General features: G+C 52.6%; 16 protein-coding genes. 13 read left to right on the top strand and 3 right to left on the bottom strand.

Annotated elements, in window-relative coordinates; all coding sequences use genetic code 11:
* Positions 1 to 107 precede the first annotated feature (107 nt).
* The 6 genes from IPL17_RS04325 (at position 108) to IPL17_RS04300 (ending at position 10414) form a co-directional block, all read left to right on the top strand.
* A complete protein-coding gene (locus tag IPL17_RS04325) occupies positions 108 to 4850 on the top strand; it encodes a BMP family ABC transporter substrate-binding protein (protein ID WP_345305855.1) in 4743 nt (1580 codons plus the stop codon).
* A gap of 91 nt (positions 4851 to 4941) precedes the next feature.
* Positions 4942 to 5400, top strand: coding sequence for a MarR family transcriptional regulator (locus IPL17_RS04320; protein WP_345305854.1), 459 nt, complete (start codon positions 4942 to 4944; stop codon positions 5398 to 5400).
* Between the two features lie 24 nt (positions 5401 to 5424).
* Positions 5425 to 7383: an ABC transporter ATP-binding protein gene (locus IPL17_RS04315; protein ID WP_345305853.1), complete on the top strand. Its 1959-nt coding sequence runs from the start codon at positions 5425 to 5427 to the stop codon at positions 7381 to 7383.
* Positions 7380 to 9407 carry an ABC transporter ATP-binding protein gene (locus IPL17_RS04310; protein ID WP_345305852.1) on the top strand — a complete coding sequence of 676 codons (2028 nt, stop codon included), beginning with the start codon at positions 7380 to 7382 and terminating at the stop codon, positions 9405 to 9407. Before IPL17_RS04315 ends, IPL17_RS04310 begins: the two co-directional genes overlap by 4 nt.
* 15 nt (positions 9408 to 9422) lie before the next feature.
* Positions 9423 to 9839 (top strand): nitroreductase/quinone reductase family protein, encoded by a 417-nt coding sequence (locus IPL17_RS04305; RefSeq protein ID WP_345305851.1) that lies wholly within the window; start codon positions 9423 to 9425, stop codon positions 9837 to 9839.
* Positions 9840 to 9904: 65 nt separating this feature from the next.
* Positions 9905 to 10414: an NUDIX domain-containing protein gene (locus tag IPL17_RS04300; RefSeq protein ID WP_345305850.1), complete on the top strand. Its 510-nt coding sequence runs from the start codon at positions 9905 to 9907 to the stop codon at positions 10412 to 10414.
* 5 nt (positions 10415 to 10419) lie between these two features.
* Here IPL17_RS04300 and IPL17_RS04295 read toward each other — a convergent pair whose 3' ends face one another.
* Positions 10420 to 11082 (bottom strand): HAD family hydrolase, encoded by a 663-nt coding sequence (locus IPL17_RS04295; RefSeq protein WP_345305849.1) that lies wholly within the window; start codon positions 11080 to 11082, stop codon positions 10420 to 10422.
* A 59-nt stretch (positions 11083 to 11141) separates the two neighbouring features.
* Here IPL17_RS04295 and IPL17_RS04290 point away from each other — a divergent pair, with 59 nt between their 5' ends.
* The 4 genes from IPL17_RS04290 to IPL17_RS04275 are packed head-to-tail and all read left to right on the top strand — an operon-like array spanning position 11142 to position 12686.
* A complete protein-coding gene (locus IPL17_RS04290) occupies positions 11142 to 11759 on the top strand; it encodes a GAF domain-containing protein (RefSeq protein ID WP_345305848.1) in 618 nt (205 codons plus the stop codon).
* Positions 11725 to 12159, top strand: a complete 435-nt coding sequence (locus IPL17_RS04285; RefSeq protein WP_345305847.1) for a hypothetical protein — start codon at positions 11725 to 11727, stop codon at positions 12157 to 12159. Before IPL17_RS04290 ends, IPL17_RS04285 begins: the two co-directional genes overlap by 35 nt.
* A 34-nt stretch (positions 12160 to 12193) precedes the next feature.
* The gene (locus IPL17_RS04280) at positions 12194 to 12535 is read left to right on the top strand and encodes a PAS domain S-box protein (protein WP_345305875.1); all 342 of its coding nucleotides are present in this window, start codon (positions 12194 to 12196) and stop codon (positions 12533 to 12535) included.
* A gap of 1 nt (position 12536) precedes the next feature.
* Positions 12537 to 12686: a hypothetical protein gene (locus IPL17_RS04275; protein ID WP_345305846.1), complete on the top strand. Its 150-nt coding sequence runs from the start codon at positions 12537 to 12539 to the stop codon at positions 12684 to 12686.
* Positions 12687 to 12691: 5 nt separating this feature from the next.
* Here IPL17_RS04275 and IPL17_RS04270 read toward each other — a convergent pair whose 3' ends face one another.
* Positions 12692 to 12889 carry a hypothetical protein gene (locus IPL17_RS04270; protein ID WP_345305845.1) on the bottom strand — a complete coding sequence of 66 codons (198 nt, stop codon included), beginning with the start codon at positions 12887 to 12889 and terminating at the stop codon, positions 12692 to 12694.
* On the opposite strand from IPL17_RS04270, the gene IPL17_RS04265 reads away from it, so the two are divergent.
* Together IPL17_RS04265 and IPL17_RS04260 are read left to right on the top strand one after the other, a co-directional pair.
* Positions 12867 to 13247: an ATP-binding protein gene (locus tag IPL17_RS04265; protein ID WP_345305844.1), complete on the top strand. Its 381-nt coding sequence runs from the start codon at positions 12867 to 12869 to the stop codon at positions 13245 to 13247. The two genes, IPL17_RS04270 and IPL17_RS04265, sit on opposite strands and share 23 nt — an antisense overlap.
* Before the next feature lie 223 nt (positions 13248 to 13470).
* Positions 13471 to 14115, top strand: a complete 645-nt coding sequence (locus IPL17_RS04260; protein WP_345305843.1) for an MBL fold metallo-hydrolase — start codon at positions 13471 to 13473, stop codon at positions 14113 to 14115.
* Here the strand turns inward: IPL17_RS04260 and IPL17_RS04255 are convergent.
* Positions 14110 to 14253 (bottom strand): hypothetical protein, encoded by a 144-nt coding sequence (locus tag IPL17_RS04255; RefSeq protein ID WP_345305842.1) that lies wholly within the window; start codon positions 14251 to 14253, stop codon positions 14110 to 14112. The genes IPL17_RS04260 and IPL17_RS04255 overlap by 6 nt on opposite strands.
* A gap of 419 nt (positions 14254 to 14672) precedes the next feature.
* Here IPL17_RS04255 and IPL17_RS04250 point away from each other — a divergent pair, with 419 nt between their 5' ends.
* Positions 14673 to 15032 (top strand): hypothetical protein, encoded by a 360-nt coding sequence (locus IPL17_RS04250; protein ID WP_345305841.1) that lies wholly within the window; start codon positions 14673 to 14675, stop codon positions 15030 to 15032.
* The last annotated feature ends 389 nt before the right edge of the window (positions 15033 to 15421 follow it).

Here is a 15421-nt window from a genome sequence, read left to right as displayed (position 1 = left end):
GCGATCACGCGCTGTGTATGCCCCAAATGTAGCATGTGGAATTTCGTTTTACCTGCCATTTTCTGCCAAAATTCTCCAAACTGTTTGAAATATGCTATGTTATAGGCATGACCGCTTCAATTCCCGCCACCACACTTGAAAAATTCACCACCTTTGGAGACCTGCTGCGCTTCCTGCGCCGCCGTGTCGGGTTGACGCAAATGGAGCTGGCAGCTTCTGTCGGATACAGTGATGCACAGATCAGCCGCCTCGAACAGAACCTGCGTCTGCCGGATATCCCCACGATCAAATTGCGCTTCATTACAGCGCTTGCTATCGAGGATGAATCCAAAACGGTCGCGCGCCTGCTTGACCTTGCCGCCAATGTCCGCCGTGAGGATGCGCCCGGTTTGGGCTTGTGTCCTTATAAGGGACTGAATTACTTCGATGAGAGTGACGCGGACTTATTTGTAGGGCGTGAAACTCTGACCTCCAAACTAACCGAACGCCTCATTTCCTTAACTGGGAGCGCGATGCGGTTCCTTGCCGTGGTGGGCGCATCGGGCAGCGGCAAATCGTCTCTTGTGCGGGCGGGACTTGTGCCAGCCCTAAGATGGAATCAGATCTCTACAGATTGGAATATCCAGATCATCACACCGACAGCGCATCCGTTGGAGAGTTTGGCAAACAGCATGGCGCAGGAAAATGAAATTGCTTCACTCATAAAAGACATGCTCAGCGACTCGCAGAGTTTGAGTCACTGCATAAAAAATGGATCATATTTGCTTTTGGTCGTGGACCAATTTGAAGAGACATTCGCTCTCTGTCACTCTGAAGAGGAGAGATGCGCGTTCATCAGCAACCTGCTCACAGCGGCGTCCGAACCGGACGGCCATATTTTCGTTGCCATTACCTTGCGGGCAGACTTCTATGCCCACTGCGCGAACTATATCCAATTACGTGAAGCGCTGGCCGGTCAACAGGAATATATCGGCGCGATGACAGATGATGAGATGCGGCGCGCCATCGAAGAACCTGCGCGGCGGGAACGCTGGGAGTTCGAGACCGGCCTGGTGGATGTGCTTTTGCACGATGTTGGGCATGAACCAGGAGCACTGCCTTTGCTTTCTCACGCGCTATTGGAAACATGGCAAAGAAGACGAGCACGCATGATGACACTGAGCGGATACACCTCTTCAGGCGGGGTGCGCGGGGCCATTGCCGAGACAGCTGAATCCATACTCAGCGACCAATTCACAATTGACCAGCGCGCCATTGCCCGTCGCATCTTTTTACGCCTAACCGAACTCAGCGATGAAACCGCTGCCAGCGATACGCGCCGCCGGGCCTCGTTCAAGGAATTGATATTGAAACCGGAAGAATCTTCCAGTACCCGGAATGTATTGAAAGCATTGGCAGATGCGCGCCTCATCACAACCGCAGAAGATTCTGCTGAAGTCGCCCATGAGGCATTGATCCGCGAGTGGCCCACGTTGAGAGGCTGGTTGGAAGAAAACCGCGAAGGCCTGCGTCTGCACCGTCATTTGACCCATGCCGCGCAAGAATGGGAAACTTCGAATTACGAAAATGATGTGTTGTATCGCGGCGCGCGCCTAGCGCAGGCTCTGGAATGGCTCTCAAGTCATCCAGAGGAAATCAATGACCTGGAACGTTCATTCTTAAAAGAATCTCGTAGCTTTGTGGAACGGGAAGCGATTGAAAAGGAAATACGCCGACAGCGCGAATTAGAGGCCGCGCAAAAACTGGCAGAGGTGGAAGGCAAACGCGCCGAGGAGCAGGCTCATGCTGCGACGCAACTGCGGAGGCGCGCTGTGCATCTTGGCATGGCTTTTGTCGCAGCGATCCTTATGGCTATCGTGGCAGTTTTTTTTGGCTGGCGATCGCAGATCGTCAGCCGTATTGCTGCGTCGCGCGAACTGGCAGCCGCATCCATCAACAATCTGGAAAGCGACCCTGTACTCAGTATCCTGCTTGCATTGGAGGCGCTTGGGAAAGAACAAACCCTCGAAGCCGAAAATGCCTTGCATCAAGCTGTATTGGCTTCCCGTATACGGCTGGTCATCCCGGCCCATGAACCGGGAGCACCTATTAGTGTGGATTTCAGTCCGGATGGAATGCACATTGCAACTGCTAGCAATGAAAATATTGTCAATATCTGGGATGTGAAAACTGGCGGTCTGCTTTTCAGCGTTGACGGAGTATATGCAGAGTTCAGTCCGGATGGGACAGTGCTTGCCACAGTCATGGCAAATGGAACAGTCAAAATATGGGATGCGTCATCAGGGATCGAGGTCGATGTTCCCAGCCAGATGGAGGCGACCACATCGATCACGTTCAGCCCGGAGGGTGCGCGTCTCGCCACGGTCGCGAATGGTAACCTCCCAACCATATGGAATTTAAAATCGGGGCATGCGTTGGCGGATTTTCCCGGTCACACCGATTATGTTTCTTTCGCGTACTTCAGCCCGGATGGCGGGCGACTGCTCACGGTCAGCGATGATAAAACCGCGCGAATTTGGAACGCATCCACCGGCGAAGAATTGCTGACACTCGGTCACTCGGATTGGGTATGGAACGCCGCGTTCAGCCCAAATGGCCAGCGTGTTGCAACGCTCAGTCAGGACAAGGCAGTGATCTGGAGTGCTGTAACCGCTGAAAAAATATCCACACTTGATGGTCATCTCAGTACCCTACATGCGGTTGCCTACAGCCCCGACGGGGCTTTGCTTGCCACAGGCGGTGATGATAGAAAGGTAATTGTGTGGGACGTAAATACTGGAGAAGCCTTATTCACACTCGCAGGTCACACAGGCACGGTTTTCTCTGCCGCGTTCAGCCCGGATGGTACGCGCCTTGTGACTGCCGGCGACGACGGCATGGTACGGGTCTGGGATGTCACGCCTGAACATGAGGAATTGACTCTTACTTACGCAAGCGGCGGCGGGCAAATTTTGTTCAATCCCAAAGGCGATCAACTCGCGGCCATCGAAGGCGGAGTTGTAAATATTTGGGATGCATCTTCCGGGAATAAAATCCAGACCCTTTCCGCTGATGCAGGCAACATCACGGCCTTCGCCTACAGTTCCAATGGAAACTTAATTGCTGCCGCGCGCAATGACTTCAGTCTGGCACTTATAAATCCAGACTCAAAGACCGAAATTTATACATGGCCGGCCCACACCGGTCTGATCAACGCCCTCATCTTCAGCCCGGATGGCAAGTGGCTTGTCTCCGCGAGCAACGATTACAAGGTAAATATTTGGGATATGTCCCAAATAACACCTTCGCTATTATTCCCTTTTAACCTGCCAGTCGGTGTTCAATCGCTTGCATTTAATTCTAGCGGAACTCAACTTGCCATCGGCCTGCAAAATGGAACGGTGCAGGTCAGGGATTTTGTGACGGGCAGCAATCCTCTCCTATTACGCGGACATAGTAATAGCGTGACTTCCGTTGCCTTTAGTACGGACGACCGCTTGATCGCAACCGCCAGCCTGGACGGCACGGTACGAATCTGGGATGCAATGACCGCTGAAGAACAGTATCGCCTTGAGCACTCCAATACAGTCACATCCGTTGCCTTTAGCCGTGATGGAGCCCGACTCGCCACCGCCAGTCGTGATGGAACAACAAAATTATGGGATGTGAAAACTGGACAGGAATTGATCGCCTTCTTTGGAGATGGCTCTGGGGTGAACAGCCTTGCGTTCAACTCGAATGGTTCGCGCCTTGCCGCAAGTAGCGACCATGAAGCGCGCATCTATCTTATGCAGGTCGATGACTTGGTCAAACTCGGGCAGTCGCGCGCTCCCCGCCGCCTCACGGATGAAGAATGCCTAAAATATTTGCATGGCATCACAGACTCTTGCGGAGGCAACCCTGCCGTACCAACGATCACTCCATTGCCTGCAACGATCAACGGAAGGATTTGCCAGATCACCAACTCCAGCGGTTTGAACGACAACTATTTCAATGAACTGATCTACAAAGGCATTCAGGAATCTGCCCAGACGCATAACTGGGAAGCCACTGTGCTTCAATCCTCCTCCGTATCTGATTTTTCCAAACTCGTAAAAACATTTGCGGATGCGGATTGCCGTTTGATCATATCACCGGGGAATTTACTTGAACAACTCCAAACCGCCGCGCAAGTCAATCCAAATCAACGCTTCATGGTGATGGACTTTGGCATTGACCCGCCCCTGGAAAACGTCTGGGTGCAGGAGTATGCCACCGATCAAGCTGCATTCCTGGCTGGCTATCTATCCGCTTCGGTGACAAAGACCGGCAAGGTGGGTGTTTTTGGCGGCATTGATATCCCGCCCGTCACCAGTTTCATGGACGGCTTTACCCTCGGCGTAAAATACTACAACCAACAAAAGGGAACGAATGTGAAGGTCATTGGCTGGGATGTGGATAAGCACGAAGGCTTATTCACTGGCGGATTCTGCTGCTCTGTTGAAGGCAGGCAGGCGGCGCGTCAATTATTGGATGCGGGCGCGGATGTGATTCTACCGGTGGCCGGTCAAAGTGTGGGCATTGGGGCGGGTGCTGAGATTCAAGAGCAAGGCAACGCCTGGATCGTAGGCGTGGATACTGATTGGGCGAAAACCAATCCGGAATTCGCGGATATTATCCTTACCAGTATTGAAAAACGCTTTGACGTTAGCGTTACGCAGGCGTCAAACGCGATCGTGAACAATTCGTTCTCGGGCGGGTATCATGTTGGCACGCTGAAAACAGGGGAAGTCGGGTTGTCTTCAACAAATAAATTACCCGCAGAGATCCAGGCGGAGCTGGAAAGAATCAAAGCAGAGATAATTTCTGGAAAGATCAAAACCACTCCTTAATTCTCTAATACTTCTCTTATCCCATTTCGCTTGACCAATACTTAACTCACGTATATAGTTTAGCCTGCTTAACTAAAAAGAAGGCTTAACTATGACCGACAAACTCCATTTTTCCCAAACCCTGCGTGCCTGGATGGACGCTTTTATGCACCGCTCCATGAGCGGATGGAATCACTTTGCCAAAAGCACAGGGCTTTCCATGCCGCAATTCAGCATCCTGATGCAGCTGCATCACAAAGGCCCGTGCGGCATGTCTGAGGTCAGCGAACGATTTGATATTTCTGCCGCAGCCGCCAGTCAACTGGTGGATAAGCTCGTGCAGTCGGGTCACCTCGAACGTGCTGAAGATCCCAGCGACCGCCGCGCCAAACTGTTGACCTTGAGCATTAAAGGTTCGGAACTTATCCAGCAAGGCATCGAAGAACGTTATCGCTGGATGGATGATCTGGCAAATACCTTGAGCGCAGACGATCAAAAGAAGGTCAGCGAAGCGTTGACCCTGTTAACGAAAGCCGCCAAGGAAATGGAAATCGTAAATCCAAAATCGTAAATCGTAAGTCGAAAAAGGAACCATATGCAAGCAACCGCAACCCAAAATCCACCCCGCGCAAAGCGCCAAAAAACATCCTTTAAGGGTATTGGCCGCGCCGTCAAATACCTGACCCATTACAAGAGCCAGGCTCTTTTGCCGTATATTTTTCTTGTCATTGCCACGCTCTCACAGTTGGCGGTGCCGCGTATGATCCGTAATGTGATCGATGCGGTCACCAGCGGATTCCTTGCTGACCAGGTGTTGCAGGCGCTGGATCAGATTCCCGCGGCATTTGTCAGCACGGTGCTGCCGAAGATTCTCGAAGCCCTAAAGTATGATCCTGCCCTAACGCTGGACCAGCTCAAGGTTACGCTTGAAGCGGATTTGGGAAACGCACCCCGCGCCCTGATCACTGCTCTTGTCGCGATCGTCGGATTCGCCCTGCTGCGTGGACTGTTCTCCTTCCTGCAAGCCTATTGGGCGGAGAAGAATTCACAGTCGGTCGCGTATGACTTGCGAAATGACTTGTATGCCAAGATCCAGAATTTGTCGTTCGCGTATCACGATAAGAATCAAACAGGCCAGTTGATGATCCGCGCGACGGATGATGTCGAGAAGGTGCGCCTGTTCATCGGACAGGGCTTGTTGCAACTTGTCGGCGCGGTGATCCTGCTTTCTGGCACGGTCATCATTTTGTTCTCGTCGAATGTTTCATTGGCGTGGACAGCCATGCCGATCCTGCCGGTTGCGATCGTGTTGTTCGGTGTGTTCGCGGGACTCAGCCAGCCCTTGTTCGCGAAAGTGCAGATAAAACTTTCAACCCTGAACACGGTCTTGCAGGAAAACCTTGCGGGCGTAAAAGTGATCAAGGCTTTCACGCGCGAGAAGGAACAGCAGACCAAATTCCGCAACGCCGCCGATGACACGATGAATCAAGCCATCGCGGTCAACCGTTTGTTCACGTTCTTGTTCCCGCTGGTTTTCTTAATTGCCAACCTCGGACAAGCCGCCATCCTTTATGTGGGCGGCAAACAAATTATCGTTGGCACATTGACCATTGGCGCGTGGCAGGAATTCTCGCTCTACCTGATGTATCTCTTTTTCCCCATCATGATGTTCGGTATGATCGTCACACAAATGGGACAGGCCGCCGCGTCCGCTGACCGCATCTTTGAAATTCTGGATGCCAAGAGTGACATCGTCGACAAGCCCAATGCATCGAAACTGCCCGCCGTGAAAGGCGATGTGAAATTTGAGAACGTCACTTTCCGCTATGTCGGCGGCGGTGACCCTGTTCTTAAGAACGTTTCATTTGAAGTTAAATCGGGTGAGACGGTCGCATTGCTTGGCGCGACAGGTTCAGGCAAGACCAGCATCATCAATTTACTGCCGCGCTTCTATGACCCAACCGAAGGCGGGATCACCATTGATGGTCACGACCTGCGCGATGTCACGCTCGATTCGCTTCGTTCGCAGATCGGCATCGTGCTTCAAGAGACAACTCTGTTCAGCGGTACGATCAGCGAGAACATCGCATTTGGCAAACCCGAAGCCACGCACGCAGAAATAGAAGCGGCTGCAAAAGCCGCAGCCGCACATGATTTCATCATGTCCTTCCCCGACGGATACAACACACACGTCGGTGAACGCGGAACAACTCTCAGTGGCGGACAAAAACAACGCGTTGCCATCGCGCGCGCGCTATTACTCGACCCGCGCATTCTGATCCTCGATGACTCAACCTCCAGTGTGGATGTCGCCACCGAGTCTCATATTCAGGAAGCGCTTGAAACTCTTATGAAAGGCCGCACATCCTTCGTCATCGCGCAGCGCATCAGCACTGTCATGAACGCCGATAAAATTCTTGTGCTGGAAAAAGGTGAAGTTGTGGCACAGGGCAAACACGCTCAACTCATGGAAGAAGAACCGATCTATGCTGAAATTTATAACTCGCAAATCCTTTCGCATCAAAATGATGCGGTAGCGGAGGTGGCACAATGATGCACGGCCGCGCTGGTGGTTTTCTCAATCAAGAAACAATGAAGCCGCGCAACCTGAGCGAAACGCTCGGTCGCCTCGGTAAATATTTTGGCCAATTCTGGTACATGATCGTTCTGGCGGTGGTCTTCGTTGTCATCTCGACCTGGACTCAAGTAACCTCCCCGGAATTAATGGGACAGGCCACGGACTGTTTCCTCGTACCCGCTGGAAGCAGTGCCTTCGCTCAACTCACCCCGCCAACTGCTTCCCCGCAGGGGGCTGTGCCAGACCAAAAAGCAGTTTCCTCCTGCTGGCTTGGGACAACCGAAGATCCATCCACATTATCGTACTCGAAGCAGATCGTCTACAAAGCCTATCATCTCGGCGGATACACCACTCCCGACCTTGCAACCGCCACGAATGAAGAACGCATCACAGGCATGTTCCGTCTGATCCTGATCGTGATTGCATTGTATGTAATTGGCGCAGTCCTGACAGGTATGACCTTCTTCGCCATGGCATGGACTGGACAGCACGTTCTGCGCTCCCTGCGCGTGGAAGTGTTCGAGAAGCTACACACACTCTCGCTTAGTTACTACTCCGAGCATGAAGCTGGTGACCTGATGAGCCGCATCACGAATGATACATCCGCGATTGAACAGGCATTTTCATTTGCGCTCGTCAACGTATTCAGCGGAATTCTCCTCTTGGTATGGGTAGCCTACAACATGATCACCGCCAGTCTGCCATTCGCTTTGCTTTCACTGGCAGTCTCGCCGTTGATGTTCATCGCCACCGTCTGGTTCTCAGGGCAGGCGCGTAAAGCCTTCCGCAAGAGCCGCGAAGAGATCGGCAATGTCAACGCTGAATTACAAGAAACTATTTCATCAGTCCGCGAAGTGCAAGCTTTCAACCGCGCAGATGAAAACATTGAGCAGTTCAAGGAAGTCAACGCTGCGAATCGTGATGCGAATGTCCGTGCCGTGGCTTATACATCCGCATTGGCGCCGACCCTTGAAGCATTTTCCTATATCGGCCTAGCCATCGTCACTGGCGTCGGCGGCTGGTACTTGTTGACAGGTGACTTGCTCTTCGGTACGACCGTCACACTGGGTCTGGTCATTACCTTCCTGGCTTATGTACAACGCTTCAACCAACCCATTCAACAGATCGCCGTGTTATGGACGAACATCCAAAACGCGATCGCGGGCGCGGAACGTATTTTTACCATTCTCGACGAAAAGCCTGCCGTGGTGGACAAACCCGGTGCAAAGGCGATGCCAGAGATCAAAGGCAAAGTTGAGTTCATCGAAGTCAGCCATGAATATGAAGACGGTGTGCCTGTTTTGAAGGAAGTTTCTTTCTCCGCAGAACCTGGGCAAACCATCGCCATCGTCGGCCCAACGGGTGCGGGCAAGACCACCATCATCAACTTACTACCGCGCTTCTATGATGTAACGCACGGCTCGGTCAAGATAGACGGCGTGGATGTGCGCGATGTCACCGCCGAATCGATCCGCAAGCAAGTGGGCATTGTGCTGCAGGATACATTCCTGTTCAGCGCCTCCGTCATGGATAACATCCGCTTTGGGCGCCCTGACGCAACCGATGAAGAAGTCTTCGCCGCCGCCAAACTTGCAAACGCAGATTCGTTCATCGAACGCCTGCCCGAAAAATATCAGACCGTACTCGGCGAGCGCGGTTCGGGTCTTTCCCAGGGACAGAGGCAGCTGCTTTCGATCGCGCGCGCCGCTCTCGCAGACCCGAGAGTTCTCATTCTCGATGAAGCAACTTCCAGCGTGGACACACGAACCGAGCGTCTCATCCAAAAAGCATTTGACGCACTGCTCCAAAGCCGCACCTCCTTCGTCATCGCGCATCGCCTGTCCACCATCCGCAATGCGGATATGATCCTTGTTCTGAAAGATGGACAGATCATCGAACGCGGCAAACATGATGAACTGCTGAATAAACAAGGCTTCTATTACGACCTGTATATGAGTCAATTCAAAAAACAGGAAGAAGTGGAAGTCGCAACCTCGTAATTTGGAGAAAATATTTTGAAATTCATAATCAAGTTGTTTATTGGTTTCCATGTTTTCATCTATCGCATCACTGGCGGAAAGTTTGGCGGTGAAATGCTCGGATTTAAAGTCCTGATCCTCACCACCAAAGGACGCAAGTCCGGGAAAATACTATCGGCTCCGCTTGGATATTTTGAGCGCGATGGCGGATATATCATCGTCGCCTCGAATAACGGAAACGACAAGCATCCCTCGTGGTATCACAACATCAAGGGCAATCCTGGTGATGTGACGATCCAGGTCAAGGATAAAAAGATGAAGGTCACGCCTGAGATCATTTTGGGCGAGGCGCGCAGACCGTTATATGATTGGATCGTTTCCCTCGCCCCCAATTACGGGGAATACGAAAAAACGACCACTCGTGAAATTCCGCTGGTGTTTTTGAAACCGTAATAGATCCATGCAAGGGCTGCCTGAAAAAAAGGCAGCCCTTTTTATTTAAGAGATACAATTTCGTTATGCAAATCCTCACTGAAATTCATCGCGCTGAAGGAATAAATACTCACGGCAAAACGGTCCACCGAACTGCCGTGCGCGCCGTCATACTGCGTGGGTCTGAATTGCTGATGGTGTATTCCTCGAACGTGGGCGACTATAAATTTCCTGGCGGTGGTGTGGATGCGGGCGAGTCGCATCAGCAGGCATTGGCGCGCGAACTGCTGGAAGAATGCGGCGCATCCCTGCTCAGTGTGGATGGCGAGCTTGGCGCAATCATTGAATACAAATTCGCCGAGGAAAAGGAGTACGATGTTTTTAAGATGACATCGTATTATTATTTCTGTCAGATCATGGAGGAGTTTGGTTCACAGAAATTGGATGGGTATGAAAAAGACCTGGGCTTTCAACCGCTGTGGATCAGCATTGATGAAGCGATTTTAGCCAACCGATCTCTTCTTGGTATAGATGAAATTCCCCAATGGTTACATAGAGAGATATTTGTACTTGAACACATCAAGCATTCCATGTGAAGTGATCAGTTCAGTAAATCCAGTAATTTTGTTGTGTCATTCAGGATCATATCCGCGCCCATTTTCTTTAACTCAGCTTCTTCGCCGAATCCGCATAGGACTCCGACCGTCTGTGCGCCCGCGGATCGACCGGCGCGGATGTCCACGGTGGTGTCGCCGATCATCAGGCAGTTTTGCGGCGCGACATTCATCTTTTGGGCGGCAAGCAAGACAGGATCTGGATAAGGTTTGGTATGTTCCGCGGATAAGCCGGTCACGATCACATCGAAATATTTCACCAGATCATACTGATCAAGGAATGCCATGGTGCCGTGTTCATCGCGCGCGCTGATGACTGCCATGGGAAAACGTCCATACAATTGCGCGAGCATGGTGTCCACGCCGGAGATCAGCAGGAACTTTTTGGGTGTATGCCTGCGGCGGCGCGACAGCCAGTTGATGACCGCGACCATTTGATCGTCAAGGCCAAGCGTATCGGCAAGTCCGAGCAGGGCGTTGCCAGGCGCTTCGATCCACATGATGAAGCGGCGTGCAGTATGATCGGGGTTGGGAAAGAGAATGCGTGGAAAAAAACGCGAGATTCGCTGTGTATAAAGATCATCGGTGTCGCTAAGGGTGCCGTCAACATCGAAACAGAGAGCTTTTATGCGGGCAAAATCCAAAGGCATGGCGCAATTGTACCAAAGGGGCTATACTTCATATAGTTTGTAGTGTGGTTTAATAAGATATGATTGAAGATCGCTCCCGCTCATTGCTTGAATTATTAATGAACGTCAGCCGTGAGGTTGCCACTGCCCTGGACCTGCGCACGGTTCTGCAGCGTTTGCTCTATGCGGCTCTTCAACATGTGGGCGGAGAACGCGGCAGCATTGTGGTAATGGATGATCTCGGCAAGCCGGTCGATGCGACGATCGTATTCGGGACGCAATTCCACGATCACACCACCCAGCAGCTGCGGGATACGGTTGAACGGAGCCTGGCGGGATGGGTGGTGCAAAATCGCAAATCCACGCTTGTCACGGATACCAGTAAAGATCACCGCTGGTTGCGCCGCACAGACGATTCGGCAGATAAGAGCGGCGCTAAATCCGCGATCTGTGTGCCGCTCTTGGCGCGCGATCGTTTGGTGGGCGTGCTGACCCTTGTGCACTCCATCCCCAATTCTTTCAATGAAGAACACCTGGCATTGATGAGGCTATCGCTGATCAGGCGAGTGTGGCTGTTTGAATGCGCGTTTATACATGGAAAGCCAGCGCACCGCACGCGTTATGTCCGCGCTGGCAGAAGCGGCTGCGGCGATCAATACCTCATTGGAAATAACGGATGTATGGCGCCGTATTCTTAATCAGACCATGCAGGCTTTGCAGGTCGAGACCGTGGCATTGGCCTTGATCGACCATGATAGTAACGATCTGATCTTCCAGGCGGCGGCGGGACATAATTCCGGCAGCATCCCCGGGCGTCACATCCATAACGGGCATGGGCTGACGGGGCAGGTGATCACCAATGGGCTGGGTTTGATCGTTCCATCCGTCAAACAGGATTCTCACTATGTGAAGTGGACAAGTTCGAGGGCATCGAGATGCGGGCTGTCGCCATCGCCCCGATCCAGTCACAGGGGAAGGTCATCCGGTGTGCTTGAGGCGGTCAATCCGATCTCGGCGCATTTATCCGGGATGCGATGGTGGTGTTGGCGGGGCTGGGAAGTCTGGCGGGCACAACCATCCAGAATGCCGAATATTTGAGATCGGATCCAAAAGCGCACCAGCGCTATCTTGAATATTCGAAGACAGCGTGGACATGATCCTGATCACAGATTGGGAGGTGCGGTGCGAAGAATCAAACCGCCAGGCTGTGCTATTGAGCGGTTACAGCAAAGAGGAACTGCGCGCTTTAAGCATCGATCAATTGCATGAAGTGAAGTGGAACCGCGCGCTTGAACTTTGCAAAACCCTCAGACGTTACGACGAATGTACCTACGAATCTGGTTTGCTAAAAAGAGACGGCAGTTCAATTCCGATTGAGGTGCATGCGCGTCGTGTTGAATTCGAAGAAACCGATTCGATCAGTGGATCGTTCAGGATGTCACCGAACGCAAGAGTTGGATGCCCTGCGGGATGACATGATCGCCATGATCTATCACGATATCCGCTCTCCGCTTGGCAATGTTGTCTCCAGCCTCGAGATGATGGGCGAGTTGATGCCCGTTGATGGAACTGCAACATCCATGCTAATATCGCGCGTAATTCGACCGCGCGCATTCAACGCCTAGTAAACTCATTGCTCGGCATGTAATCGGCTTGAATCGGTCATCAGATCATTGACCAGAATTCGATCGATCCGCAGGCGTTGATCCGTGAATCGATCCGCGATGTGATCCCCGCTGCGGCCGGGCGCCAGCAAATTATCGAGAATAATATGGCGGTGCTTCCGCTCATTTGGGTGGATGTGGATGTGGATCCATCGTGTGTTCATCAACCTGCTTGAAAACGCGATCAAATTCACTCCTGTCGCGGGCCATATCCGCATCAGCGCGCAAACAGACGGGGTCTTTGTCAAGTTTTCGATCAATGACAACGGCCCGGGCATTCCCCCCGCAGACCGCGAGCGCATTTTTGATAAATTCATCCGCGTGCGCGGCAGGATCGAACCGTTGGACTCGGTCTGGGATTGGCTTTTGCCGGCTGGCGGTGCATGGGCACGGCGGCGAAGGTCTGGAAGAAAGCGAACCTGGAAAGGCTCCACCTTCTGGCTGACCCCTGCCTGTTGCCCAAAGAAGACAACCCGGTCAGCTCAAACGGAAGACGGCAGACTGACGATGAACGAAAGATGACCCACGGCTATCCGACCTTAGAAAATAACCATCCATAGAGATTTTTCAGGGAGTAGTATGCAGAAATAACTAAAAAATATCAGATCGAAGATCAACTGCCAGGTAACCCTGGGTGTAATCATTACCCAGCGTGGATTGATCAGATCGACGCGCCGCCTTCCCCTGAAGATGCGCGTTCCTGGCGCGCCGCGTTGATGAATCTTGGGGCGGTGTGGAGCGTGTCTTGATCAACCTTGATGCACATCCTGGCCGGACCCTTGGCGCGCGCGCCATGGACTGCACCATGATCGCGCACGAGAAGACCGCCAACACATTCCGTACCCGTCCGAGCACGTTCAAGCGCAGGGCGAAGCAAACCCCCGGCGCCGATTGGGAATCGAATGCCGGGCTGGGCAGTGTCCGCTGGGCGCCGCCAGAAATTTCCTTTCTCGATCAAATGACCCTGCACTGGAGCGATTCGCCCGTTGTGCTTGAGCATCACGCGGGTCCCTCTGACGGGTCGATCTGGGTGCGCCTGCCCGAGGAAAAGATCGTCTTCATTGGGGATGCCGTACTTAAAAATCAGCCGCCGTTCCTGGCGGGCGCGAATCTTAAAGCCTGGCTGACCTCATTGGAATTACTGCTGGATGCGCCCTATAAGGGCTATACCATTATCAGCAGCCGCGGCGGAATGATGACCACGGCCGCCATAAAAACACAATATGATTTCCTTAAGCACATTTATGACAAGCTGGATAAGATCACGACAAAAAAACCGAATCCCGCCGCGATCGAGAAACTGGTCGCTTCGCTATTGACGTGGTTCAAAGCCCCGGCAGCGCGTCAAAACATTCGCTCAGCGGCTGCGCTACGGTCTATTGCACTATAACGCGCGCCAGGACCGCGGCGCCAGTGCTCCATCTGAAGAGGAATGATCGCCATGCTCCAGCCCATCCTTGTTGACGCGCGGCGGCGTGATCGAAGCCACACACTTTGGTTCCATCGCGGTCGTCGATCCGACAGGCAACCATTCCTATGGCGACCCTGACCGGTCTTTTTGCGTTCCTCCGCCAAACCTTTTCAAGCGCTGCCCTTCGTTGAACAGGGGCGGCGCGGAATATTTTAATTTACGCAAAGCGAACTTTCGATCTCCTGCGCGTCCCACGAAACCTCCCAGGTGCATCTGGATACCGTGGCTGCCATGCAGACACCAAAGATCGGCATTCTGGAAGGCAGCCTGCAATGCGGGCCGCACCTGCCTGGAGATCCTCCAAATTGAGGCAGGTCATTAAAGAGGATGTCAAACCAACCTAATTTTAATAACTGTTCGGGCAAACACACCGCCATGCTGGCTTTCGCAAAAATGCGCGGACTGCCTCTTCGAAGCTTATCTTGCCTTCGACCACCCCATTCAGAAAGTTTTTATCCTGGAAAACATTCTCTGAAATGTGCGGGATCGAAATGGATCAGGTTCAACTCGGTATTGACGGCTGCTCGGCTCCGAGACCGGTTCGCGGTCCCATTAATAAACGCCGCGCTTGGCATGGCGCGCATTCGACCCGCGTAGACTTAAGCGAAGCACGCGCGGCGCCTGTAAAAAGATCACTTCCGCCATGTCCGCCCACCCGGAATGGTTGCAACCATGGCGAGTTCGACTGTGAACTGATGAACATCGGCGCGGGCAGGCTTTGTCACCACTCAACGCAGGCGCGGAAGGCTTCCCAGATCATCGGTCTCGTACTGGGCGTGTACGGTGAAAAGGAGTGGGATCGCATTGAAGTTACGGACGGCGTTAGTCTTCCATGAATGACAGCCTTGAATCACGGCGCGCGTCGGACCCTCCGTGACGCTTGAGATCCTGCGCCAATTAAAGTGTTGAATGAAGCAGAGTTGCAATCGCTGTCGAAATTTTCGGGCCCCGAAAAAATATTGAAGAATTACGCCGGCTCAAGTTACGGGAAAGTTAAAACCTGTCTTTCCTGAAGTACCGTCCCGAAGGTTTGAGGAAACTATCAGAGTTTTCACGGGAAACCTTCGGGACTTTTTAGTACATGAAAAATTAAGTGTACGCGCTATCAAATTCATACCACCCTGCTTCCGAAGCCTTCGGCGAACCATCTGGCGTGATCCCCTGCCCGCCATTGATGAACTGGTTTCCACCATCCTTCGCAAAATACAAATGACGTCAACCGCGA

Source organism: Candidatus Villigracilis saccharophilus, assembly GCF_016711665.1.
Note: the sequence above shows the minus strand (reverse complement) of the source record. Positions and strands in the feature narration are given on the sequence as shown.